19 protein-coding genes are annotated in these 24,279 nt (G+C 69.4%); 8 read left to right on the top strand and 11 right to left on the bottom strand.

Features of this window, described 5'->3' with window-relative positions; genetic code table 11:
- Positions 1–79 precede the first annotated feature (79 nt).
- The 5 genes from ACLBWH_RS01970 to yaaA form a co-directional block, all read right to left on the bottom strand.
- Entirely contained in the window at positions 80–433 is a 354-nt protein-coding gene (locus ACLBWH_RS01970; protein WP_447796395.1) for a DUF952 domain-containing protein, read from the bottom strand.
- Positions 430–3,246, bottom strand: coding sequence for a DNA gyrase subunit A (gyrA, locus tag ACLBWH_RS01965; RefSeq protein WP_447796393.1), 2,817 nt, complete (start codon positions 3,244–3,246; stop codon positions 430–432). Before gyrA ends, ACLBWH_RS01970 begins: the two co-directional genes overlap by 4 nt.
- A gap of 114 nt (positions 3,247–3,360) precedes the next feature.
- On the bottom strand, positions 3,361–3,657 hold the full coding sequence (locus ACLBWH_RS01960; protein ID WP_322847938.1) for a hypothetical protein: 297 nt from the start codon (positions 3,655–3,657) through the stop codon (positions 3,361–3,363).
- A gap of 443 nt (positions 3,658–4,100) precedes the next feature.
- Positions 4,101–4,805, bottom strand: coding sequence for an SDR family NAD(P)-dependent oxidoreductase (locus ACLBWH_RS01955; RefSeq protein WP_447796391.1), 705 nt, complete (start codon positions 4,803–4,805; stop codon positions 4,101–4,103).
- The gene (gene yaaA / locus ACLBWH_RS01950) at positions 4,787–5,527 is read right to left on the bottom strand and encodes a peroxide stress protein YaaA (RefSeq protein WP_447796389.1); all 741 of its coding nucleotides are present in this window, start codon (positions 5,525–5,527) and stop codon (positions 4,787–4,789) included. Before yaaA ends, ACLBWH_RS01955 begins: the two co-directional genes overlap by 19 nt.
- Before the next feature lie 163 nt (positions 5,528–5,690).
- On the opposite strand from yaaA, the gene ACLBWH_RS01945 reads away from it, so the two are divergent.
- A complete protein-coding gene (locus ACLBWH_RS01945) occupies positions 5,691–7,010 on the top strand; it encodes a hypothetical protein (protein ID WP_322847941.1) in 1,320 nt (439 codons plus the stop codon).
- 77 nt (positions 7,011–7,087) lie between these two features.
- Here the strand turns inward: ACLBWH_RS01945 and ACLBWH_RS01940 are convergent, their stop codons facing one another.
- Complete coding sequence (locus ACLBWH_RS01940) at positions 7,088–7,555, bottom strand: Lrp/AsnC family transcriptional regulator (protein WP_038658436.1); 468 nt, start codon at positions 7,553–7,555, stop codon at positions 7,088–7,090.
- 197 nt (positions 7,556–7,752) lie between these two features.
- On the opposite strand from ACLBWH_RS01940, the gene ACLBWH_RS01935 reads away from it, so the two are divergent.
- The 3 genes from ACLBWH_RS01935 to ACLBWH_RS01925 all read left to right on the top strand — a co-directional run bounded on the left by ACLBWH_RS01935 (position 7,753) and on the right by ACLBWH_RS01925 (position 10,978).
- Positions 7,753–9,420 (top strand): sensor histidine kinase, encoded by a 1,668-nt coding sequence (locus ACLBWH_RS01935; protein WP_447796387.1) that lies wholly within the window; start codon positions 7,753–7,755, stop codon positions 9,418–9,420.
- A 32-nt stretch (positions 9,421–9,452) separates the two neighbouring features.
- Positions 9,453–10,433: a polysaccharide deacetylase family protein gene (locus ACLBWH_RS01930; protein ID WP_447796385.1), complete on the top strand. Its 981-nt coding sequence runs from the start codon at positions 9,453–9,455 to the stop codon at positions 10,431–10,433.
- A 305-nt stretch (positions 10,434–10,738) separates the two neighbouring features.
- On the top strand, positions 10,739–10,978 hold the full coding sequence (locus ACLBWH_RS01925) for a hypothetical protein (RefSeq protein ID WP_171009465.1): 240 nt from the start codon (positions 10,739–10,741) through the stop codon (positions 10,976–10,978).
- A 600-nt stretch (positions 10,979–11,578) separates the two neighbouring features.
- Here the strand turns inward: ACLBWH_RS01925 and ACLBWH_RS01920 are convergent.
- The 3 genes from ACLBWH_RS01920 to ACLBWH_RS01910 are packed head-to-tail and all read right to left on the bottom strand — an operon-like array spanning position 11,579 to position 17,456.
- A complete protein-coding gene (locus tag ACLBWH_RS01920; protein WP_447796384.1) occupies positions 11,579–13,003 on the bottom strand; it encodes an efflux transporter outer membrane subunit in 1,425 nt (474 codons plus the stop codon).
- Positions 13,000–16,197 (bottom strand): efflux RND transporter permease subunit, encoded by a 3,198-nt coding sequence (locus tag ACLBWH_RS01915; protein WP_447796382.1) that lies wholly within the window; start codon positions 16,195–16,197, stop codon positions 13,000–13,002. Before ACLBWH_RS01915 ends, ACLBWH_RS01920 begins: the two co-directional genes overlap by 4 nt.
- Positions 16,194–17,456 (bottom strand): efflux RND transporter periplasmic adaptor subunit, encoded by a 1,263-nt coding sequence (locus tag ACLBWH_RS01910; RefSeq protein WP_447796691.1) that lies wholly within the window; start codon positions 17,454–17,456, stop codon positions 16,194–16,196. The genes ACLBWH_RS01915 and ACLBWH_RS01910 overlap by 4 nt, the downstream gene beginning before the upstream one ends.
- Positions 17,457–17,543: 87 nt before the next feature.
- Between ACLBWH_RS01910 and ACLBWH_RS01905 the strand changes: the two genes are divergently transcribed.
- Together ACLBWH_RS01905 and ACLBWH_RS01900 are read left to right on the top strand one after the other, a co-directional pair.
- A complete protein-coding gene (locus ACLBWH_RS01905) occupies positions 17,544–18,218 on the top strand; it encodes a response regulator (RefSeq protein ID WP_447796380.1) in 675 nt (224 codons plus the stop codon).
- Positions 18,215–19,573, top strand: coding sequence for a sensor histidine kinase (locus tag ACLBWH_RS01900; RefSeq protein WP_447796379.1), 1,359 nt, complete (start codon positions 18,215–18,217; stop codon positions 19,571–19,573). Before ACLBWH_RS01905 ends, ACLBWH_RS01900 begins: the two co-directional genes overlap by 4 nt.
- Here ACLBWH_RS01900 and ACLBWH_RS01895 read toward each other — a convergent pair.
- Positions 19,540–20,433, bottom strand: a complete 894-nt coding sequence (locus tag ACLBWH_RS01895) for a LysR family transcriptional regulator (protein ID WP_447796377.1) — start codon at positions 20,431–20,433, stop codon at positions 19,540–19,542. The genes ACLBWH_RS01900 and ACLBWH_RS01895 overlap by 34 nt on opposite strands.
- 91 nt (positions 20,434–20,524) lie before the next feature.
- Between ACLBWH_RS01895 and ACLBWH_RS01890 the strand changes: the two genes are divergently transcribed.
- On the top strand, positions 20,525–21,472 hold the full coding sequence (locus ACLBWH_RS01890) for an NAD-dependent epimerase/dehydratase family protein (RefSeq protein ID WP_447796375.1): 948 nt from the start codon (positions 20,525–20,527) through the stop codon (positions 21,470–21,472).
- A gap of 65 nt (positions 21,473–21,537) precedes the next feature.
- Positions 21,538–22,557, top strand: coding sequence for a LacI family DNA-binding transcriptional regulator (locus ACLBWH_RS01885; protein WP_447796373.1), 1,020 nt, complete (start codon positions 21,538–21,540; stop codon positions 22,555–22,557).
- Between the two features lie 274 nt (positions 22,558–22,831).
- On the opposite strand, the gene ACLBWH_RS01880 is transcribed toward ACLBWH_RS01885, so the two are convergent.
- A complete protein-coding gene (locus tag ACLBWH_RS01880; protein WP_447796371.1) occupies positions 22,832–24,190 on the bottom strand; it encodes an MFS transporter in 1,359 nt (452 codons plus the stop codon).
- Between the last annotated feature and the right edge of the window lie 89 nt (positions 24,191–24,279).

Below are 24,279 nucleotides of genomic sequence, written 5' to 3'. Positions count from 1 at the left end.
GGTCGTTGTGACGGGGTAACGATGGTGCTCCAAATGCGGTTCCGCCCGCCTTTCTCGGCGAGCGGAGCCTGAACCGGGATCAGCCGGCGATCGGCAATCGGACCGTCCCGTCCGCAGCACGCTCCAGCGGACCATAGGCAATGACGGTTTCGAGCAGCAGCGGCTCGTAGAGATGCGGGAAAAGCTGGCCGCCGCGTGATTCCTCCCACTTCAGCGTGTCGCCGAAGCTGCCGAGATCGACCGCGACGACGTGCAGATCGCCTTGCCCGGCGAAATGCTTGTCGACCGTCTCGGTGAGCTGCGCCGCGGTCGACAGATGGATGTAGCCGTCGGCCAGGTCGACGGGCGCCCCGGCGAACTGGCGGTCCCGCTCCAGCGTGGCCATCTGCTCGGCGGTCAGCACCTTGTAGGCGGTGGTGGGACGCTCGCTCATGCCGCGTCCCCGCTCTCGCCGTCGTCGCTTTCGTCGACCCTTTCGTCCATCGTCTGCGGCCCGGTGCCGTCGTCGACCACCAGATCGTCCTCGCCCGGCAGCGCGGGGGTGCCGCCCAGTTCCTCGGCGATCACCGCCTCGGCCTCGTTCTCGGGCTCTTCCTCCTCGTCGATCCGCGCAGCCGAGACGACATGCTCGTCCTTGGCGACGCTGAACAGCGTCACGCCCTGCGTGTTGCGGCCGGTGACGCGGACGTCGCCTACCGACATGCGGATCAGCTTGGCCTGATCGGTGACCAGCATCAATTGCTCGCCCGAATGCGCCGGGAAGCTCGCCACCACCGGACCGTTGCGGCCGGCGGAGACGATGTTGGTGATGCCCTGGCCGCCGCGATTGGTGCGGCGATATTCGTAGGCGGACGTGCGCTTGCCATAGCCGTTCTGGGTGACGGTGAGGATGAACTCCTCCGCCTTCTCCATCGCGTCCAGCGTCTCGGCATCGAGCGTCGTCTCGCGTTCGCCCTCCTTCCACGGTGCGGCGCGCAGATAGGCGTCGCGCGTGTCGGTATCGAACGGCACGCCGCGCAGGATCGAGAGCGAGATCACCTCGTCGCCCTCGCCGAGGCTGACGCCGCGTACGCCGGTCGAGGTGCGGCTCTGGAATTCGCGCACGTCGGTGGCGGCGAAGCGGATCGCCTTGCCGTTGCGCGTGGCGAGCAGCACGTCGTCGCTTTCGGTCAGCACCGCGACGCCGATCAATTTGTCGTCGGACTCCTCGTCGAAGCGCATCGCCAATTTGCCGTTCGACGGGATGTTGGCGAAGGCGTCCATCGCGTTGCGGCGCACGGTGCCGTTGGCGGTGGCGAACATGACGTGCAGGTCGCCCCAGCGCGTCTCGTCCTCGGGCAGCGGCAGGACGGTCGAGATCGTCTCGCCCGGCGCCAGCGGCAGCAGGTTGATCATCGGCCGGCCGCGCGTCGCCGGCCCGCCTTCGGGCAGGCGCCAGACCTTCTTGCGATAGACCTTGCCGAGGTTGGAGAAGAACAGCACCGGCGTGTGCGTCGAGGTGACGAAGAGGCTGGTGATCGCATCCTCTTCCTTGGTCGCCATGCCGGCGCGCCCCTTGCCGCCGCGCTTCTGCGCACGGAAGGCGTCGAGCGGCGTGCGCTTGATATAACCCTGCACCGTGACGGTGACGACCATGTCCTCGCGCTCGATCAGATCCTCGTCGTCGATGCCGTCGGCGGCGGCGGCGATCTCGGTCCGGCGCGGCGTTGCGAAGATCGAGCGGACGTCGACCAGCTCCTCGCGCATCACTTCGTAGAGGCGCTTGCGGTTGCCGAGGATCTCGAGCAGCGCGGCGATCGAATCGGCGAGGCCCTTGAGCTCGTCGCCGATCTCGTCCCGGCCAAGCGCGGTGAGGCGATGCAGGCGCAGATCGAGGATCGCGCGGACCTGCACGTCGGACAGACGATAGCTTTCGCCGACCTGGATGCCCTCGACCGCCTCGACCAGGCTGAGATAGGGGGCGATCTCGGCGACCGGCCACTCACGCGCCAGCAGCGCGGCGCGCGCCTCCGCCGGGCTCGACGAGCCGCGGATGATCCGCACCACTTCGTCGAGATTGGTGACCGCGATCACCAGCCCGAGCAGGATATGCGCCCGGTCGCGCGCCTTGTTGAGCTCGAACTTCGAGCGGCGGGTGATGACCTGTTCGCGGAACTGGACGAACGCCTGGATGATGTCCTTGAGGTTCAGCGTCTCCGGCCGGCCGCCGCGGATCGCGAGCATGTTGGCGGGGAAGGAGCCCTGCGCCGGCGTGTGCCGCCAGAGCTGGTTGAGCACCACGTCCGGCGTCGCGTCGCGCTTGAGGTCGATGACGATGCGCACGCCCTCGCGGTTCGATTCGTCGCGGATGTCGCTGACGCCCTCGATCCGTTTGTCCTTGGCCGCCTCGGCGATCTTCTCGACCAGCGCGTTCTTGCCCTGCTGGAAGGGGATGGCGGTGAGCACGATCGAACGCCGGTCGCCGCGGCTTTCCTCGACGATGTGGCGCGAGCGCACGATGATCGAGCCGCGGCCGGTATGATAGGCCGAGCGCGCGCCCGCCTTGCCGAGGATGATCGCACCGGTCGGGAAATCGGGCCCGGGGACGATCTCGATCAGTTCGTCGATCGAGATCGTGCCGCCGGCCATCGTCGCATCGATATAGGCGATGCAGGCGTCGACCACTTCGCCCAGATTGTGCGGCGGAATGTTGGTCGCCATGCCGACCGCGATGCCGCCCGCACCGTTGACGAGCAGATTGGGGAAGCGTGCCGGCAGGACCTGCGGCTCGCGCTCGCTGGCGTCGTAATTGGGCTGGAAATCGACGGTATCCTTGTCGAGATCCTCCATGAGGTAATTGGCGGCGCGGGCGAGGCGCGCCTCGGTGTAGCGCATCGCGGCGGGCGGATCGGGATCCATCGAGCCGAAATTGCCCTGACCGTCGATCAGCGGCAGGCGCATCGCCCAATCCTGCGTCATCCGCGCCAAGGCGTCGTAGATCGAGGTGTCGCCGTGCGGGTGGTATTTACCGATCACGTCGCCGACGATGCGCGCCGACTTGCGGTACGGGCGATTGAACAGGAAGCCGTTTTCCTGCGCCGAGAACAGGATGCGACGATGGACCGGCTTCAGCCCGTCGCGCACGTCGGGCAGCGCGCGCGCCACGATGACGCTCATCGCATAGTCGAGATAGCTCGACTTCATCTCGTCGACGATGGAAATCGTCGAAATGTCGGAGGGTTCGGCGAGGGTGGTCTCGTCGGCCAAGGCTATACGCTTTCGGATTGTTACAGAAGTGTGCCGATCTTGTAGGACCACCCGGACCGAAAGTCACGCGCGCACGCACATACGCGTGCGCGCGGGATACAGGAGTGGCGGCGCTTATTTCTTGCAGGCGGCCTTGGTGGCGTTGCCGGCCTTGCTGCAATCGTAGGTGACGGTCTTGCCGGTGCTGGTCTTGGTGGTGACCATCCGGCCCTTGGCGGCGGCGGCGGTGCGGGTCGTCGTCCGGGTCGTCGCGGTGGGGCGGCCGACCGCGGGCTTGGTGGTCGTCGTCGTGCGGCTGGTCGCCACCGTCTTGGCGGTGGTCTTCGGCGTGGCGGCCTGCGTGGCGAGCGCGGCGGAACCGCAGCACAGCGAGGCGACGGCCAGCATCGCAAAGGGCAGGGACTTGGTCATGGCATCATCTCCACCGGCGGACGCGTGGATCGCGTCGTCGTGGCGGCAAGGATGCGCGTGCCGAGCTAACGCGTAAATGGCTGAAACGTGACGATTCTGTCATGTTTGCGGGCTTACTGGCCTACCCGTCGCCTCCCGGCGTGGGGCTGGGCGATGGCGTTTCCGGCCCACCCGCCCCCTCGGACCGGTTCGGGAATTCCTCGAATGTCCACTCGCCCACCATGCCGTGCAGTGTTCCTGCGGAGGCAGGAACCCAGGGTCAAGCGGAACAACAGCTGACGGCGTTCCGGTCCCTGGGCTCCTGCTTTCGCAGGAGCACTGGTGGGGTTGTGCAGGGGATGCGGTCTAAGTTCGGGGCGACATCGGGTGGTGAAGCCCAATCGAGCCTCATCACCACAGCCTTGTGCATCGGAATTAGGTCAGGTGTCGCAACCACCAGACGCCTAAGGCGCGACTTCCTTGCCCTCGAAGTCGAACAGCTTGCCGCCGTCGGTCACGGTCAGGCCGTCGATCACGTCGAGCAATTGCGACGCCGCGCGATCCGGCGTGAACAGCGTTCCCGGGCGCACGTTGCCCTGGAACGGCTTCGACAGCCCGGTGTCGACCGTGCCCGGATGCAGGCCGACGATGATCGAGCGATCGTTGCGCCGCTTCTCCTCGATGCTCAGCGTCCGCACCAATTGGTTGAGCGCGGCCTTCGCCATCCGATAGCCGTACCAGCCGCCGAGCCGGTTGTCGGAGATGCTGCCGATCCGCGCCGAAAGGACGGCGAACACCGTCCGCCCCTGTTTGGGCATCAGCGGCAGCAGATGCTTGGCGACCATCGCCGGCCCGACCGCATTGACGCGCAGCACCTGTTCGAGCCAAGCCGGATCGAATTCGCGATAGCTTTTTTCGGGGCCGTGCTCCGCATCGTGCAGCAGACCGGTGGCGAGGATGACGAGCGACGGTGCCGGCCCGTCGGCGATCCGCGCCGCCGCGGCGGCGATGCTCGCCTCGTCGGTGATGTCGATCGGCGCGGCGCCCGACCGCGACAGTGCATGGACGCGCGCATAGGCCCCTTCGTCGGCCAGCGCCTCGTGCAACGCGGCACCGATCCCGCCGGAGGCACCGATGACGACCGCGGCGCTCAACGCGAGAACCGCCATTGGTCATCGCTGCTCGCCGCCGCGTCATAGGCATAGCCGTCGCTGTCGAAGCCGCGCATCGCGTCGATGTCGGTGATGCGATGCTCGACCATCCAGCGCGCCATCAACCCGCGCGCCTTCTTGGCGTGGAAGCTGACGAAGCGATCGCCGTCGCGGAAATCGATCGCCACCACGCGTACGTCTGCGGGCAGGTGGCCCGCGACCCCCGCCCAATATTCCTGGCTGGCGAGGTTGAGCGCGACGCGTTCGCCGTCGGCGGCGACGTCCTCGGCCAGCGCCTTGCCGATGCGGTCGCCCCACCAGTCGGTCAGCTTCTTGCGTCGCGGCGCCCAGCGCGTCCCCATCTCCAGCCGATACGGGCGCATCAGGTCGAGCGGGCGCAGCATGCCGTAGAGGCCCGAGAGCAGCCGCAGATGATCCTGCGCGAAGGGGAGCGCCTCCTCCTCCAGCGTCTTGACGTCGAAGCCGGTATAGACGTCGCCGTCGAAGGCAAAGATCGCCGGCCGTTCGGGCGCGTCCGGAAAGTCGCGGAAGCGGTCGGCGTTGAGCTTGGCCAGCGCCGGCGAGATGTGCATCAGCTCCGACAGCTTCTTCTGCGTCAGGTGCGACGCGGCGACGGCGAGCGTCTCCGCCTCCCTGGCGAAGCGCGGCCGGGTCGGCGCGACATCGGGGATGGGCGACTCATAGTCGAGCGTCTTGGCGGGGGAGAGGACGGCGATCATCGTGCCCGCCGGTAGCCGCCCCGTGGCGCCCGTTCAATCGCCGTTCAGTGCGCATGCTGCAACCGCGGCGGGCATGGCATCGCTTGAACGGCTTGCGACGGACCGTTACAGCCCCGCAGACGTTAGCGGCAGCGATGCCTCACTATCTGGAGAGAGAGTTAGCATGAAGACCCTTTCGAAGCTCGCGCTGGTCGCGGTGCTGGCCACCGGCGTGAGCGGCCTGGCGATCGTCGCCCCCGCGGCCGCCAAGGACAAGAAGGAAGAGCAGGCGGCTCCTGGCTTCAAGCTCAGCAAGCCGGTGCAGGCGATCGCCTTCCAGGCGCAGGAAGCCGTCAAGGCACGCAATCCCGCTACCGCCGAGCCGCTGGTCGCGCAGGTGGAGGCCGCCGCCACCACCGACGACGACAAATATATCGCCGCCGCGCTCCGCTACGATCTGGAGAACACCAAGCTCGTCATCGCGCAGGAGGCCAATCCCAAGGCGCCGCTCGACGAGACCGTGCTCGCCAAGCCGCTCGATGCGCTGATCGCCGCTAAGAACACGCCTGCCGCCGATCGCGGCAAATATCTGTTCCGTCGTGGTCAGCTCGCCTACAACAGCGGGCAATATCCGGTCGCGACCCAATATTTCACCCAGGCGAAGGCGGCCGGCTACAACAGCCCCGATTTCGATCTGCAGCTCGCCAAGGTGAAGGTGCAGGCCGGTGACACCGCCGGCGGCCTCGCCGATCTCGACCGGTTCATCACCGCTCAGAAGGCGGCGGGCCAGACCGTGCCGGAGGCTTATTACCGCTTCGGCATCGCCACCGCGAACAACAAGAAGATGGCGCCGGAAACGCTCGCCTGGATGCAGAAGTACGTCTCGGCCTATCCCAATGCGCGGGTGTGGCGCGACGTCATCCTGCAATATGCCTTCGCGCAGAACAGCCTCGCCGCGCCGGACAAGGCGCAGACGGTCGATCTGTATCGCCTGCTGCGTACCGCCGGCGCGATGCCGGACCAGGCGATGTACGAGGATTATGCCAAGAACGTCTACGACCGCGGCAACCCCTATGAGGCGGCGGCGGTGCTGAAGGAGGGTATGGCCTCGGGCAAGATTCCGGCGACCAGCACGTTCTCGAAGAGCCTGCTGACCGCGGCGAACACCGCGATCAAGGCGGACGGGTCGCTGGCGAGCAGCGAGAAGACCGCAATGGCATCGAAGGACGGCAAGATCGCCGCATCGACCGCCGACGCCTATCTCGGCCAGAACAACTACGCCAAGGCGATCGAATTGTATCGCGCGGCGCTCGGCAAGGGCGGCGTCGACGCCAATGAGGTGAACACCCGCCTCGGCATCGCGCTCGCCAAGTCGGGCGACAAGGCCGGCGCGCAGGCGGCGTTCGGTGCGGTCACCGGCAATCCGCGTGCGGGCATCGCCGCGCTGTGGAACACCTGGACCCAGGTCGGCGCCACGCCTGCTACGCCCGCCACGCCGGCCTGATCGACCGGCATCGACGCAAAGAGGGGGCGGTCCGGTGACGGGCCGCCCCCTTTTCGTTCGTCGTCCGCCGTCGCGGATCAGTCGATGACGACGGGGATGCCCGAGGTCGACTTGGCGGTGCGGATGGTGAGCGAGGTCTTGACGCTGGCGACGTTGGGCGCCGGCGTCAGGTGCGTCGTCAGGATTTCCTGAAAGCTCTTCAGATCGCTGGCGACGATCTTCAGGATGAAGTCGATCTCGCCGTTGAGCATGTGGCATTCGCGGATCTCGGGAATGTCCGCGACATGCGCCTCGAACGCGGCGAGGTCGTGCTCGGCCTGGCTGCGCAGCGAGACCATCGCGAAGACGGTGATCGGAAAGCCGAGGCTGGCGGGATCGAGGTCGGCGTGATAGCCGCGGATCACGCCTGCCTCCTCCAGCGCGCGTACGCGGCGCAGGCAGGGCGGCGCGGTCAACCCGACGCGTTCGGCCAGTTCGACATTGGTCATCCGCCCATCCTGCTGCAGGTGGGCGAGAATCTGACGATCGATCCGATCGAAGGACATTGCGTATCAAACTCCAGGAACAGGCCGGATGTAAACGGCGGCTCCCCCTAAGCATAAGAAAATTGCGGCGCAACGCAATTGTCCCACTATGCGACGTGTCGCCGGCAGCCGACAAATCGGCAGTTCCTCTCGCGTGCCCCGATCGTTAAGGGATCAGCGCGCACATCGTTCAGGTGGGGCGGTCTCCAGGAGTTGGTGTGCGTTTCGACGATAGCCTGAAAACGGTGCTTTCGGCCGACATGGAGAGTGGGTTCGGCGCGCAATCGGCGTGGCGGCAGCTGACCGACCTGATGGGGCGCGGGCGTATCCCCGCGGATGCGGCGTCGCTGGACCGGCTGCGCGAGCTGCGATCGGTGGTGCCGCTGGCGATTCGCGCCGCGAGTGCGCGCGCCTTGGCCTTCGCGCGCCCGCCCGCGGCGCTGATCGGCTTCTTCGCCGAGGATGCGATTGAGGTCGCCGCGCCGTTGCTGCGCACCGCGCAACTGGCGGATTTGGACTGGCTCGCGCTGCTGCCCCGGCTCGATGCACACGGCCGCGCCCTGCTACGCCATCGCCGCGACCTGCCGGGCGCGGTCGAACGCGGGCTTGCCAGTTTCGGTCCGGCGGATTTCGTGCTGCGCTACGATGCGCCGGCTCCGGCCAATGACCTGGCCGAGCCGGTGACGCCAACGGACACGGTCGCGCTCTTCCCGCAGCCCCAACCACCCGCGCCGCCGCCGCCACCGGAACCCGATGCCGAAGGTGGTTTCCAGATCGCCGATCTCGTCGCGCGGATCGACGCCTTCCAGAAGCAGCGCGACCCCAACGAGCCGATCGCCGCGGTCGCGAGCGAGCCGCCGAGCTATTTCCATTTCGATACCGACCATCTCGGCATCATCCGCGCGGTGGATGGTGTGACGCGGGGCGCGCTGATCGGTGCCTCGCTCGCGGTCGGCCTGCCGCAGGGGGAGGTCCGCGTCGACGCGGTGATCACCGGGGCATTGCGCCAGCGCCAGCGTTTCGCCGGCGCGCGGCTCGACGTCGGCGGTCATTCGGATGCGGCGGGGGCATGGCGCGTCGCCGGCACGCCGCAATTCGATGCCGAGAGCGGGCGCTTCACCGGCTATGTCGCGATCGCCCGCCGGCCGCGCGCCGACGAGGAGGCGAGTCTCTCGCCGCGCAAGATGGTGTCCGATTCACTGCGCCAATTGGTTCATGAGCTACGCACGCCGACCAATGCGATCGCGGGCTTCGCCGAGCTGATCGAGGCACAATTGCTTGGCCCGGTCGCGCCCGTCTATCGCGAACATGCGGTGACCATTCGCCAGCAGGCGGCGAGCCTGCTCGGCGCGATCGAGGATCTCGACACCGCCGCGCGGATCGAGGGCAAGGCGCTCGATCTGCGGCCCGGCCCGGTCGCGCTCGAGCCGCTGCTGGAGCGGATCGCGCAGGACCTCGCGCCATTGGCCGCGTTGCGGGGCACGGTGCTCGATATCCACCCGATGGGCGACCATGCCGCGCTGAGCGACGATCGCGCGCTGGAGCGGCTGTTGTCGCGGTTGCTGGCGGCGCTGACCGCGGCGGCGGTGGCGGGCGAGCGGATCGATATCGCCGAGGCGCCGGCGCCCGACGGGCAGGTGGCGATCTGCTTCGCCCGGCCGCTGGCGCTGTCCGCCGATGGCGAGGAGGCGTTGCTGAGCCTCGACAGCGAGGGCGCGGGACCGACCGACACCGAAGGCGCGCCGCTGCTCGGCACCGGCTTCGCGCTGCGCTTGGCGCGCAATCTCGCGGTCGAGCTGGGCGGCGAATTGGTGTTCGGCGAGCATCTCCTGACGCTGCGGCTGCCCGCAGCGGTCGACGAGACGGTGGCGCAGGCGACGCATTGACCGGGCGAGGCGGCGCCGCTTCGCCGTATCGGGTGGCTGCGCCGGCGCGCGAGGCGCTGATCCGCTGGCCGGCGACGTTCGGGCGCCGCTTCGTCGTATTCGTCGATGTCGAGGAGGAGTTCGACTGGTCGGCGCCGCTCGATCCGGCGCATCGCGCGGTCACGGCGATGCGCGCGCTGCCCGATGCGCATGCGCGCTTTGCGGAGCGGGGGATCGGGCCGGCCTATATGGTCGATCATCCCGTGGCGAGCGATGCGGCGGCGGTGGAGATCCTGCGCGGGGTGCTGGCGGACGGGCGCGCGTCGCTGGGGGCGCAGCTTCATGCCTGGGTGACCCCGCCTTATGCGACGCCGGTGGCTGGCGACAGTTATGCGGGGAATCTGTCGCCGGCGCTGGAGGCGGGCAAGCTCGACAGCCTGACCGGTCTGCTGACCGAGGCGTTCGGGCGGCCGCCGCTCGCCTATCGTGCCGGGCGCTATGGCATCGGGCCGGCGACCGCCGGGCTGCTCGCGGATCGCGGTTATCGCGTCGAGAGTTCGATGCGGGCGCGCTACGACTATCGCAGAGACCTCGGGCCGGATTTCACGGCGGTGGGCAATGACGCGTTCCGGATCGGATCGTTGGTCGAGGTGCCGCTGACCACCGTATTCACCGGGCGGCTGCGCCGGCAGGGTGCGGCGATCTATCCCGCGCTGGCGCGCGTGCCGCGCGGGCGGGGCGCGATGGCGCGTACGGGGCTGTTGCAGCGGGTGGCGCTGACGCCCGAGGATATGCCGATCGCCGATGCCCTGGCCGCCGTCCGCGTCGCGGTGGAGGAGGAGGGGCAGCGGCTGATCAGTTTCTCCTTCCATTCGCCGAGCCTGGTGCCCGGGCATACGCCCTATGTGCGCAGCCGCGACGATCTCGCACAATTCTGGACGTGGTGGGCATTGATGTTCGATCTGCTCGACGCGCTCGGGGTGAAGCCGGCGGACATCGACGACATCGTCGCGGCGGCGGATGCGGCCACCTGACGCCCCGACCGGCAAAGCAATCGTCGTCGCGGCAGATGTTGCCGCAAGATTAAGATCGCGACTTCAAAGTGCAACAAACCACCTTGCTGCCGGCATCTTCCGCATTGGCCCAGTCCTGACAAGCAAGCTTTGCTTTGCGTGGGATAGGCAACCGCTATTGCTGCCTCATCGGTCGTAACGCGGGCGGTTCGTCGTGCCGCACGGTGCAATTCATCGCCTATTTGATGGTAGCGCGAACTTTTCGGATTGTGTTTTCTTCGGCTCGCTGCCAAGGGGACGGCTCACTACGTAGAGGGGAGACCATCATGGTTGCCAAGTATCTGATGGCGGCTGCTGCAGCCGCCCTGGCCGTCGCTCCGGCCGCCGCTGCTCCTGCCAACCCGGCGGCGAGCCTGTCGGTTGCCAAGTCGGTTCGCACCGGTTCGGTTTCGGCCAAGAAGAACGAGCTCGCCGGTGGCGGTCTGATCATCGCGCTCGTCGCGGCGGCTGCCGTCGTTGCTGGCATCGTGATCGTCGCCGACGACGACAATAGCGACAGCAACTAAGATCGTTCGCAGACCGGCGGTGCCTTCGCGGCGCCGTCGATCGGAACGTGACGCAAGGGGAGCTTCGGCTCCCCTTGTTGATTCTGGGGCCGGCGGGTCGACGTTTAGTGAAGTCGGAGCGCTTCGATTTCGTAACGCTGGGCTTGGCCTTTCGTCTCGCTTCTTCTCGATCGGCATCGTTACAGGACGTAGCGGGACCCCGGATCACGTCCGGGGTGACGGATCGATGGGTGTCGAGGTCGCTGCGCCAGCTTGCCAAAATGCGTCGGTCCAGTGCTTGTGACGGGCTCGTCGTGTTGGACGACATGGACAAGATGGACACCTTAATGGAAACGATCAGCCCCTCATCGTTTCCATTCTTGAACCTATGTCGTGGTCGCGATGAGAAAGAGCATGAGCGCTGTTTGCGGACGCCTACCACTGCGACGAAGATGTAGGACAGGCCTGCGGATTGTTCTTTGGCGATCAGGGGGATGACGGCAGCTGCATCCTACTGGCGGCGCAAAGTTGCGCGAATCGCTCGATAACCGTTGCAAGCAGTATGACTATTCGAGCGGTGCCGGGGCGGCGATCGCCTTGCCGCCCCGGCCGCTTTGCGGATCAGCGCGTCGTGGCGACCGGGCCGCCGCTCGCCTGGAACAGCGCGACGGTGTCGGTCAGCCGGGCGGCACGCGCCTGGACGAGTTGCGCACGGGCCTGCGCGTCGGCAGCGGTGGCGTTGAGCAGCGCGAGCGTGCCGACGTCGCCGAGCGCGAGCTGGCGGCGGACGTAGGTCAGCGCGCGGTCCGAGGCGTCCGCGGCGCGCGTCGCCGCATCGAGCGCGCCGGCGTCGGTGGCGAGGCCGGTGAGCGCGTCGGAGACGTCGCCGAACGCCTGCAGCACCGCGTTGCGATAGGCGGCCTTGGCGCCGTCGAGCGCCGCCTCCGCCGCGCGCTGCTGGTGTCTTAGCGCGCCGGCGTGGAAGATCGGCTGGGTGATGCCGCCGATCAGCGTCCAGAACGGATTGCCATCCTTGAACATGTCGCCGAACCGCTGCGCGGAGCCGCCGGCATTGCCGCTGAGCGTGATCGACGGCAGGCGCGCCGCGATCGCGGTGCGGACGTCGGCCCCGGCGCCTTCGAGCTGCGCGCGCGCCGCCAGCACGTCCGGCCGCCGCGCGACGAGGTCGGAGGGCAGCACCGCGGGCAGGTCTGCGGGCAAAGTCAGCGCCGCGAGCGAGGGCAGCGCCGGCAAGGGGGCGCCGGCGGCACGGCCGAGCAATGTCGCGATGACGACGCGCTGGTGCGCCTCCTGCCGGATCAACGGCGGCAAGGCGCCCTCGGCGGTGGCGAGCGCGGTCTGCTGTGTCGCCAGGTCGGCGGCACCGATCGCGCCGAGCTGCTGGCGACGGAGCAGGCTGTTGAGGATGTCGCGGTTGACCGCGACCGCGGTCTGCGCGGCCGTGATCTGATCCGCCAATGCGGCGCGCAGGATCACCGCCTGGACGACGTTGGCGACGACGGTGGTGCGCGCGGCGCCGAAGCGCTGGCGCTGCACCTCCGCCGTGGCGCGCGTCGAGCGCACCCGCGAGCGGGTGCCGCCGAACAGATCGGGCGCGTAGCTGACGGTCACCTGCGCGGTGTGCAACGTGTAGAGTTGCTGCGCCTGATCGGCGACCGGCGGCGAGAGTGCGTTCGACACGCGGGCGCGTTCCGCCTGATAGCCGGCATCGACCTGTGGCAATGCGGCGCCGGCGGCGGCACCGGCCAGTTCGCGGGCCTGCCGCAGAGAGGCATCGGCGCTGGCGATGTCGTTGTTGTGCGCGAGCGCCTCGGCGACGAGCGCGTCGAGTTGCGGGCTGGCGAAGGCGGTCCACCAATCGGCGCGCGCCGGCGCGGCGGTAAAGGTCTGCGGCGTGCCCGTCGCCGGTACGATCGGCGCCGGGGTAGCGGCGGGGGGCAGCGGTGCGTGCGCGTCGAGATCATGCGGTCCGCTTGCACAGGCGGCGGTGGCGCAGGCGAGCAGCAGGACGAGGGCGCGGCTCATGCCAGCACCTCCGGCCCGGCGGCATCGCCGTGCGGCGGCGCGTGGCCGACGTCGCGACCGTGCGCGCCGCGATCCTCCGGCGGGACGCGCTTCGAGAAGCGGTCGATCAGCACCGGCAGCACCAGCAGGATGAGCAGCGGCGCGAGCGCCATGCCGCCGACGACGACGAGTGCGAGCGGCTTTTGCACCTGGCTGCCGATGCCGGTCGACAGCGCGGCGGGCAGCAGGCCGATCGCCGCGACGAGGCAGGTCATCACCACCGGGCGCAGGCTGTGGCGCACCGTCGTGCCGATCGCCGCGGCGCGGTCGACGCCTTCGTCCACCGCATTGTTGAAGGTGGTGACGACGAGGATGCCGTCCATCACCGCGATGCCGAACAGCGCGACGAAGCCGATCGCCGCGGAGATGCTGAACGCGGTGCCGGTCAGCGCCAGCGCGAGCACGCCGCCGACCACCGCCATCGGGATCGCCGCGAAGGCGAGCAGGCTGTCGCGGATCGAGCCGAAATTGGCGTAGAGCAGCAGCAGCATCAGCAGCAGGCTGATCGGTACGACGATCTCCAGCCGGGCGATGGCGTTGTTGAGATTGTCGAGTTCGCCCGCCCATTCGAGGTGGTAGCCGGCGGGCAGATGGACCTTTTGCGTGATCCGCGCGCGCGCCTCGTCGACCGCGCCGCCGAGATCGCGGCCGCGCACCGAGAATTTGATCGGGATGTAGCGCTCCTGATGCTCGCGGTAGATGAACGAGGCACCCGAGGTGAGGTGGACGTCGGCGACCTCGGACAGCGGCACCTGGATCGTGGTGTTGCTGCCGTCGGATGCGGGCGCGCCGATCGTGATGCGGCGGATCGCCTCCAGCGAATCGCGCTGTTCGGGCTTCAGCCGGACGATGATCGGGAAGTGGCGGTCGGTGCCGGCCTCGTACAGGTCGGCGGACGAGCTGCCGCCCACCGCCGCGGCGACGGTCGCGTTGACGTCGTCGGGGGTGAGGCCGTAGCGCGCGGCGCGGGCACGATCGACGTCGACGCGCACCGTCGGCTGGCCGAGCGACTGGAACACGCCGAGATCCTCGATGCCGCGCACCTGGCTCATCTGGTCCTTGATCTGGTTGGCGTATTTTTCGAGCGTCGCGAGATCGGGGCCGAACAGCTTGATCGAATTGGCGCCCTTCACGCCCGATGCGGCCTCCTCGACGTTATCCTCGATAATCTGCGAGAAGGAGAAGTCGACGCCGGGATATTTGGCGGCGAGCTTCTTCGACAATTCGGCGATCAGCGTCTCCTTGGTGACGCCGTGTGGCCATTCGTCCGCGGGCTTGAGCGGCACGAAGAATTCGGCGTTGAAGAAGCCGGTCGCGTCGGTGCCGTCGTCGGGGCGGCCGTGCGCGGAGAGCACCGCGGTCGTCTCTGGATAACCGGCGATGATGCGGCGGATGCCGTTCACCGTCGGGTCGCCCGCCTCCAGGCTGATCGAGCCGGGCAGCGTGGCGCGGATATACATATTGCCCTCTTCGAGGTGCGGCAGGAATTCGATGCCGAGCGTGCGCACGCCGATCACCGCGATCAGCAGCATCAGCGCCGCGCCGCCCAGCGCCAGCACCCGGTTGCCGAGCGCGAAGGCGGCGGCGGGTTCGTAGGCGCGGCGCAGCTTGCCGACGATCCAGGTCTCGACCTCGGACAGTTTGTCGGGGAGGAGCAGGGTGGCGAGCACCGGTGCGACGGTGAAGGTCGCGAGCAGGCCGCCGGTGATCGCATAGGCATAGGTCTTGGCCATCGGGCCGAAGATATGGCCCTCGACGCCGGTCAGCGTGAACAGCGGCAGGAAGCTGGCGATGATGATCGCGGCGGCGAAGAAGATGCCGCGGCTGACCTCGCTGCTCGCGCCGAGCACGGCGGAGAAGCGGTTGGCGAGCGTATAGTGACCGCGGCCGCTTTCGACGTGGGCCGAGCGTTCGACCATGTGGCGGAAGATATTCTCGACCATGATGACGCAGGCGTCGACGACGAGGCCGAAGTCGAGCGCGCCGACCGAAAGCAGATTGGCGCTTTCCCCCTGCAGCACGAGGATCAGGATCGCGAAGGCGAGCGCGAAGGGGATGGTGGCGGCGACGATGATCGCGCTGCGCAGATTGCCGAGGAACAGCCATTGAAGCGCGAAGATCAGCAGGATGCCGACCACCATATTCTCGAGCACGGTGTGGATGGTGAGGTGGATGAGGTCCGACCGGTCGTAGATGCGGTCGAGATGGACGCCGGGCGGCAGCACGCCCGAATCGTTGATGTTGGCGACCTCCTTCTGCACCGCCTGGATCGTCGGCATCGACTGGGCGCCGCGCTGCATCAGCACGATGCCCTGCACGATATCGTCCTGGTCGTTGTAGCCGGCGATGCCGAGCCGCGGGCTGTTGCCGATCGTCACCCGGGCGACGTCCCTGATCTGCACCGGCTGGCCGCCGGCGGTGCCGACGAGCACGTTCTCGATTGCCGAGGGCGTCTGGATCAGGCCGACGCCGCGGACGATCGCCGCCTGGCTGCCGAAGTTGATCGTCTGGCCGCCGACGTTGCCGTCGCTTTTCGCGATCGCGGCGAGCACCTGGCTGACGGTGACGTTGTGCGCGGCGAGCCGGTCGTTGTCGATCACCACGTCATAGGCGCGCAGCTTGCCGCCCCAGCCGGTGACGTCGATCACGCCGGGGATGCGCTTGAACCGGCGTTGCAGTACCCAATCCTGCAACGTCTTGAGGTCCATCACCGAATAGCCCTTGGGCGCGCTGATCTTGTAGCGGTAGATCTCGCCGACGGGGCTCGTCGGCGACAGCGTCGGCTGCGCGCCGCCGGTGAGCGGCGGGAGCTGCGACAGGCGGTTGATCACCTGCTGCTTGGCCTGGTCGTTAGTCAAATCGTAGCTGAACTGGATCTTGATGTCGGACAGGCCGAACAGGCTGATCGCGCGGATCGCGGTGAGGTGCGGGATGCCCGCCATGCCGACCTCGATCGGGATGGTGACGTTGCGCTCCATCTCCTCGGCGGACAGGCCCTGCGTCTGGGTGATCACCTCGACCATCGGCGGGACGGGATCGGGATAGGCCTCGATATTGAGGTTGACGAAGCCGATCACGCCGGCGGCGAGCATCGCGACGAAGACGCCGACGATGAGCAGCCGCTGGCGCAGGGCGAAAGCGACGATGCGGTTCATTCGCCGATCCCCGCCTCGTTGACGAACAGCGCGCCGGCGGTGACGATGCGCTCGCCGGGATTGAGCCCCTTTGCGATGACGACCCGGCCGTCCTGCGCGTCACCGGCGACGACGTCGCGCGCGACGAGCAGGCCGTCGGGGCGGACCACCCAGACGCGCGCCTGGTCGCCCTCGTGGATCACCGCGGCGGCGGGGACGCGGATCGCGTCGCCGGCCTGCGCGCGGTGGATCTGGAAGCTGGCGAACATCTGCGGCTTGAGCGCGCCGTCGGGGTTGGGGATCGCGGCGCGGACCGGCAGGCGGTGGGTCTGCGGATCGAGCGCGGCGCCGACGAGGTCGATGCGCGCCTGGAAGCGGCGGCCGGGCAGCGCGGGGGTGGTCACCGTCGCCGAATCGCCGACGTGGATCGCCTCGGCATCGCTCTCGGCGACCTGCGCGACGAGCCAGACGCGCGAGGGATCGGTGATCGTCATCACCGGCTTGTCGCCGCCCTGGCTGACGTATTGGCCGGCGGAGACGTCGCGCGAGGCGATCAGGCCGCTGATCGGCGCGTGCAGCGTGGTGACGTCGTGGATGCCGGAGACTTCGCCGGCCCCTTCGAGCTGGCGGATCTCCGCCGGGGACTTGCCGAGCACGGCGAGCTTGTCGCGCGCGGCGCCGAGCGCGGCGGCGGCGGTGCGTGCGGTCGCCTGTGCCGCGGCGAGATCGGTCTGCGCCTGCTGATAGTCCTTCTGCGCGCCGCCCGCGGTCTCGTAGATCAGCCGCTGGCGTTCGGCGGTGCGCTGCGCGGTGGCGAGCTGCGCCTGCGCGTTCTGATAGGCGGCGCGCGCCGCGAACAGCGCATTGCGGCCGTCGACGAAGTCGCTGGTGCGGACGAGCAGCAAGGGCTGCCCCTGCGTGACGCGCTGGCCGGCGTCGACCAGCACGCGGACGATCTGCCCGGTATAGGGCATCAGCACCGGCGTGCTGTGGTCGCCGTCTACCGTGATCGCGCCGCTGGCCAGCGTGCGCGCGTCCGACGCGCCCATGCCGACCCGCATCGTGGTGAGCGTCGCCATCTGGTCCTTGCTCGGGCGAAAGGTGCCCGGCGGCGGGGGCGGCGGCGCGGTCTCCTCATGATGGGTGAGCTTGCCGACGAGCAGGACGAGCAGCACCACGCCCGCCAGCACGACCGCGACGATACCCAGCCAGCGCCATTGCGCCGATCGGGACAGCGTGGTGGCGGGGGCGAGGGGTTCGGGGTGTTCGGTGGCGTGCATCGGGGACCTGCGCATGCGATGAAGCCTGGAGCCGATAGGCGGGCTGGCTTACAGCACGCTGACGAATGCTGCGGCGCGGGAGGAAGTTTGCGGATTTTGCTGATCGAGGACGATGCCGCGCTCGCCGACGCGCTGACCGGTGCGTTGCGCCAGCGCGGCATGACGGTGGACCATGCCGCCAGCATCGAGGAGGCGGAGGCGTATCTCGCCGCGATCGACCATGCCGCGGTGCTGCTCGACCTCGGCCTGCCCGACGGCGACGGGCTCGCGCTGCTGCGGCGGATGCGCGCGGGCGGCAACGTCCGCCCGGTGCTGGCGCTGACCGCGCGCGGCAGCGTCGATGCGCGTATCCGCGGGCTGCACGGCGGCGCCGACGATTATATCGTCAAGCCGTTCGATCCCGACGAGCTGCACGCGCGCATCCTCGCGGTGCTGCGCCGGCAGGGCGGCTATCTCGGCGCGTCGCTGAGCTGCGCGCGGCTGGCGTTCGACGTCGAGACGCGGGTGGCGCGGGTCGGCGAGACCCTGCTGCCGCTGTCGGCGCGCGAAACCGAATTGCTCGAACTCCTGCTGCGCCGCGGCGGCAACGTCGTGCCCAAGCGCCTGGTCGAGGATCATCTGTTCGGCGCCGGCGGCGACCTCGGCTCGAACGCGGTCGAGGTCTATGTCCACCGGCTGCGCAAGCGGCTCGACGAGGCGGAGACTGGCGCGCGGATCGAGACGGTGCGCGGCGTCGGCTATCTGCTCCGCGCCGCGGCGTGAGGCTGCGCGCGCCGCGCTCGCTCGCCGGGCAGTTCGCGCTGCTGCACGGCGTCACCGCGCTGATCGCGGCGGCGATGCTGCCGCTCGGCGCGATGATGCTGCATCGCGTCGCGCATCACTACCAGCGCGACGTGCTGCGCCAGCAGGCCGAGGGGGTCGCGACGCTGCTGCGCGACCATGATCCCGGCCAGGCGATCGAGGCGGCCGACATCCTGGCGGGCGGGCTGACGCTGACCGTGGTGGATGGCGGCCGGCGCATCCTCGCGCAGCGCGGGCGGTCGCGGCCGGCGATCATCGCCGCGGTGCCGCTCGACCGGCAGTTGCGGATCGTGCGGCGGGGCACGCTGGCGGCGGTGAGCCGGCCGGCGGGCGGGCGCTGGGTGGTGGTGGCGCAGGACGATGCCGCGCCGGAGGTGGTGGCGGACGACATCGTCGACGCCTTCCTCGCCCGCTTCGCGCTGCTGCTGCTGCCGCTGGTCGTGCTGTTGCCGCTGGTCGGCGTCGGCCTGACGCGGCGGCTGACCCGGCGGATGACCGCGGCGTCGGACATCGCCGCGGCGATCGGCCCGCAGACGCTCGACCGGCGGCTGCCGCACGGCACGTTGCCGTGGGAGGTCGAGCCGCTCGCGGCGGCGACCAATGCCGCGCTCGACCGGCTCGAACAGGCGTTCGCCGCGCAGACCGCCTTCGCCGCCGACGTCGCGCACGAGCTGCGCACGCCGCTGGCGACGATCCGGCTGCGCGCCGATGCGATCCCCGACGAGGCCATCCGCCGGAAGCTGCTCGCCGAGGTCGATCGCGCGGCGCGGGTGATCGCGCAACTGCTCGTCTTGGCGGAACTCGAACGGCCGATCGAGGGCGCGGGGGCGGCGATCGACCTGATCGCGGTGGCCGCCGACGTGGTCGCGGACCGCGCGCCGGCGATCATCGCGGGCGGGCGGCGGATCGCGCTCGACGATCGCAACGCGCCGGCGCTGCCCGGCTATGCCGGGGCGATCGGCCTGGCGCTGGAAAATTTGATCGACAATGCCGCCCGGCATACGCCGCCGGGGACGCGGATCACCGTGCGGGTCGGGCCGGGGCCGGAGGTGAGCGTCGGCGACGACGGCCCGCCGATCGCCGCGGCGCATCTCGAACGGATGGCGACGCGCTTCTGGCGTGCCGGCACCGCGCGTACCGAGGGCTTCGGCCTGGGCCTGTCGATCGTCCAGCGCGTCGCCGCGGCGCACGGCGGGCGGCTGCACATCGGCGCGGGCGACGACGGGCGCGGGTTGCGCGCGACGATCCGCTTCAAGCGACCGGTGGCGGGCGAGGCGCTGCCTCAGCCGTTCGCGGCGACGGCGGAGAGGCCCTGAACCAGCGCGTCGAAGACCGCGCGATAGCGTTCGCCGCGGCGCAGATCCTCGTGCATCACGATCCATACCGGCAGCGGCAGGTCGAGCACGTCGGGCAGCAGGCGGACCAGCGCGGGATCCGTGCGGGCGATCGCGACCTGGCAGATGCCGATGCCGAACCCGGCGCGGATCGCCGCGAGTTGCGCCGCCTCGCTGTCGACGCGTAATGCGAAGGCGTCGCGGTCGATCCCGGGCAGATGGCGCATCGCGGTGCGGATGAACGGGGTCTCGGTATCGAAGCCGATCAGGTCGTGTGCGCGCAGGTCGGCGGCGGCGGCCGGCACACCGCGGCGGTCGAGATAGTCGCGATGCGCGTGGAAGCCGACGTGGAGCGCGCCGATCCGTTGCGCCACCAGCGCCTGTTGCACGGGTTCGACCATGCGGACGGCGATGTCGGCGCGCCGCTGCAACAGGTCGTCGACCTCGTTCGACAAAGCCAGCTCGACGATCAGGCGCGGATGGTCCCGGCGCAGCGCGGTGAGGATCGGCGGCAGGTGCGCGACGCCGACCGAATGGCTGGCGCTGATCCGCACCACGCCGTCGACCGCGTCGGGCCGGCCGGTCCCGGTCCGGCGCAGCGCGTCCGCCGCCACCGCCAGCGCCTCGGCATGCGGCCGCAACGCGAGCGCGCGGTCGGTCGGCGACAGCCCGCGCTGCGACCGGACGAACAATGTGCCGCCGACCGCGCGTTCGAGCGCGTCGACGTGGCGGGCGATGCTCGGCTGGGTCATGCCGAGCGCCCGGGCGGCAGCGGACAGCGAACCCTCGCGCAGCACCGCGGCGAAGCTGCGATAGACGTCCCAACTCGGTTCGCTGTTCATCCATTTGCGTATAGCATCCCACCGGCTTTCGACAATTCCCGTTGTGCGGGGATGCGCCCATTCCATCGATCGAACGATGATGGAGATGGTGATGACACAGCGGACGGCATTGATCCTGGGCGCGACCGGCGGGATCGGCGGCGCGATGACGCAGCGGCTGCTGCACGACGGCTGGCAGGTGCGCGCGCTTGTCCGGCAGGGCGCGGCGCGGCTCGACCCGCGCTGCGTGCCGGTGATCGGCGATGCGATGGACCCGGCGGCGGTCGACGCCGCGGCGCGCGGCGCGGAGGTGATCGTCCATGCGGTCAACCCGCCGGGCTATCGGAATTGGCAGCGGCTGGTGCTGCCGATGATCGACGCGACGATCGCCGCGGCGCGGAGCAGCGGCGCGCGCATCGTCCTGCCCGGTACGGTCTACAATTACGGCGCCGATGCCGGCGATCCGATCGACGAGGAGGCGCCGCAGCGGCCGGTAACGCGCAAGGGTGCGATCCGGGTGGCGCTGGAACGGCGGTTGCAGGCGGCGGCGGAGCGCGGCGAGGCGCGGGTGCTGATCGTCCGCGCCGGCGACTTCTTCGGACCGGGCGCCGCGAACAGCTGGTTCGCGCAGGGGCTGATCGCGCCCGGCGCGCGCCCGAAGGTGATCCGCCAGCCGGGGCGGCGTGGCGTCGGCCATCAATGGGCGTATCTGCCCGATGTCGCCGAGACGATGGTGCGGCTGCTCGACCGGCCGGGATCGTCCGCCTTCGATCGCTTCCATATGGAGGGGCAATGGGATGGCGACGGCCGCCGGATGGTCGAGACGATCGCGCGGGCGCTCGGCGACCCCAGCGTGCCGATCCGGCCGCTGCCGTGGTGGCTGCTGCGGCTCGCCGCGCTGGTCGCGACGACCCCGCGCGAGATGATGGAGATGCGCTATCTGTGGCAGCGGCCGGTCCGGCTGGGCAACGCCCGGCTGGTCGCGGCGCTCGGCGAGGAGCCGCATACGCCGCTGGAGACGGCGGTGCGGGCGACGCTCGCCGGCCTCGGCTGCCTGTGACACGCGCGGCGAACGTGCCGCCGCAGACTTGACTTTGCCCGCAGGCCACGGGGTTAGTCGTCGCCATGCGTGCCAAGAGCCTTTCCGATCTCGCCCGACTGAGCGGCCTGTCGATCTCCACCATCTCGCGCGCGCTGTCGGGCCATTGGTCGGTGGCCGAGGGCACGCGCGAACGGATACGCGATCTGGCCGAGGCGCATGGCTATCGCCCCAACGAGATGGCGCGGAACCTGCGCTTGCAGCGGACCAACGCGATCGGCATCGCCTGGCCGCTCGGCCATGCGGTCGGCCAGCATCTCACCGATCCGTTCTTCCTCAGCCTGTTGGGGCATGTCGCCGATGCGCTGGTGATGCACGGTTACGACATCGTGCTCAGCCGGGTGCTGCCGGCGGACGGGGACTGGCTCGACCGGCTGGTCGATTCGGGCAAGATCGACGGGCTGATCCTGATCGGCCAGTCGGATCAGGCCGAGGCGATCGCGCGGGTGGCGCGGCGCTATCCGCCGCTGGTGGTGTGGGGTGCGGAACTGCCGGACGCGGGCTATCCGACGGTCGGGTCCGACAATCGCGAGGGCGGGCGGGTCGCGGCGCGGCATCTGCGCGGGCTCGGGCGGCAACGCTTCGCCTTCGTCGGCGATACCGGGCTGCCCGAGTTCGGCCAGCGGCTCGCCGGCTTCCGCGAGGGGCTGGCGGGGGCGGAAGTCGCGATCGTGCCGGCGGCGGCGACGCTCGATGCGGCGAGTGCGGCGGTGCGCGACTGGTGGCAAAGCGGCGGGCGCGCCGACGCGCTGTTCGCCGCGTCCGACGTCGCGGCGATCGGCGCGATGCAGGCGCTGGTCGCGGCGGGACTGCGGGTGCCGGAAGAGGTCGCGATCGTCGGCTATGACGACGTGACGATGGCGGCGCACGTCACGCCCGCCCTGACGACGATCCGCCAGGACGTCGCCGAAGGCGCGCGGCGGCTGGTCGCGGCGCTGTTCGAACGGCTCGCCGGGCGGGCCGCGCCGTCCTGCCTGCTGCCCGCCGAACTGGTCGTGCGCGGCTCGACCGTCTCAGCCGGCATGGCGCGGGCTGCGGACGGCTAGGTGGGATCGACGTTCAGACATCTTGAGAAAATTCCTCCCCCGCCAGGGAGTGCCGGGTTGAACGGCCCCCGGCCGTTCAAGGTCACGCCGGGGGCATGACCGACCCGGCACTGTGGCATGCCGCAGGCATGACGGAGGGGGAGAAAAGGGAAACGTCTGTTCCGTGTCCTCCCCCTCCGTCACGGCTTCGCCGCGCCACCTCCCCCTGGCGGGGGAGGAATTTTCATCGTCCACGAGTTGAATGTCGAACCGGTGCTGGGGTCGCGACCGGCGTTCAGGGTTCGGTCGAAAGATCCCCCCTTGCGGGGGAGGACTTTGGTCGAGTGTCGACCACGGCCAGGGTCGCGACCGCTGCGGCGATCATCAGACCGCCGGCGAGCATGACGACGTGGCGCGGATCGCCGCCGAGCAGCGAACGGTAGAGCAACGGCATCGTCACGCTCTCGATCATCATCGGCACGACGATGAACATATTGAAGATGCCCATGTAGACGCCGTTGCGCTCGGCCGGGATGCTGTCGGTCAGCATGACATAGGGATTGCCCATCAGGCTCGCCCAGCCGAAGCCGATGCCGATCATCGGCAGCAGCAGCGTCCAGCGATCGGGGCAGACGGGGATGGCGAGCATCGCGACGCCGGCGAGCGCGACGCAGGCGGCGTGGACGATCTTCGGCCCGGCACGGCGGGTGAACGGCACGAGCGCGAAGGCGGCGACGAAGGCGACGAAATTGTAGACTCCGCCGAGCAGCCCGACGTCGAGCGCCGCCTGGCGGAAGCCGGCGCTGGCGGGATCGCTGGTCTGATAGAGCGAGACGGCGACGCCGTGCGCGATGAACTGCCAATAAGCGAACATCGCATACCATTGGCAGAACATCGCGATCGCCAAGCGGCGCATCGCCAGCGGCATCTCGCGGATCGCCACCGCGATGTCGGCGAGCGCGGTCGCCGCGGACAGCGGCCGGCGCCGCATCGCCGCGACCGCCGCGGGATCGAGCGGCACCTCGGGTACCCGCCACACCGACCAGAGGATCGTGCCGAGCGACAGCGCCGCGCCGATCAGGAAGGCGATGCGGGTGATGTCGGGAATGCCATTGGCGTCGACCGCGTCGCGGCTCATGCCGAGCGCGACGAGCAGCGACGGCGACAGATAGGCGAGCGTCTGCGCGAGGCCGGTGAACGCGCTCTGCATCAGGAAGCCGAGCGGCCGCTGCCGCGCGTCGAGCCGGTCGCCGACATAGGCGCGATAGGGCTCCATCGTGACGTTGTTGGCGGCATCGAGGATCCACAACAGGCTCGCCGCCATCCACAGGCTGCGGCTGTACGGCATCGCCAGCAGTCCCAGCGAACATAGCACTGCGCCGATCAGGAAATAGGGCGTGCGCCGCCCCCAGCGACTCACCGTGCGATCGGACAGCGCGCCGACGATCGGCTGGACGAGCAGCCCGGTCACCGGTCCGGCGAGCCAGAGCAAAGGCAGCGTCGCCTCGTCGGCACCGAGATAGCCGTAGATCGGCCCCATATTGGCCTGTTGCAGCCCGAAGCTGAATTGCAGGCCGAAAAAGCCGAGGTTCATCTGGACGATATGCCAGATTTCGAGCCGCGCCCTCGTCGTGCCGCTTGTGCCGTCGTGCATCGTCGCCCCTCCCCCGGAGCCGCCGTCATATGCGCTCGGCTTGACGACCACAATCGATTGTGAAAGGCGGCGCGCATCATCGGGGCAGG

This window comes from Sphingomonas sp. M6A6_1c, from assembly GCF_053345135.1.
This window is presented reverse-complemented; position numbering and strand designations above follow the sequence as displayed.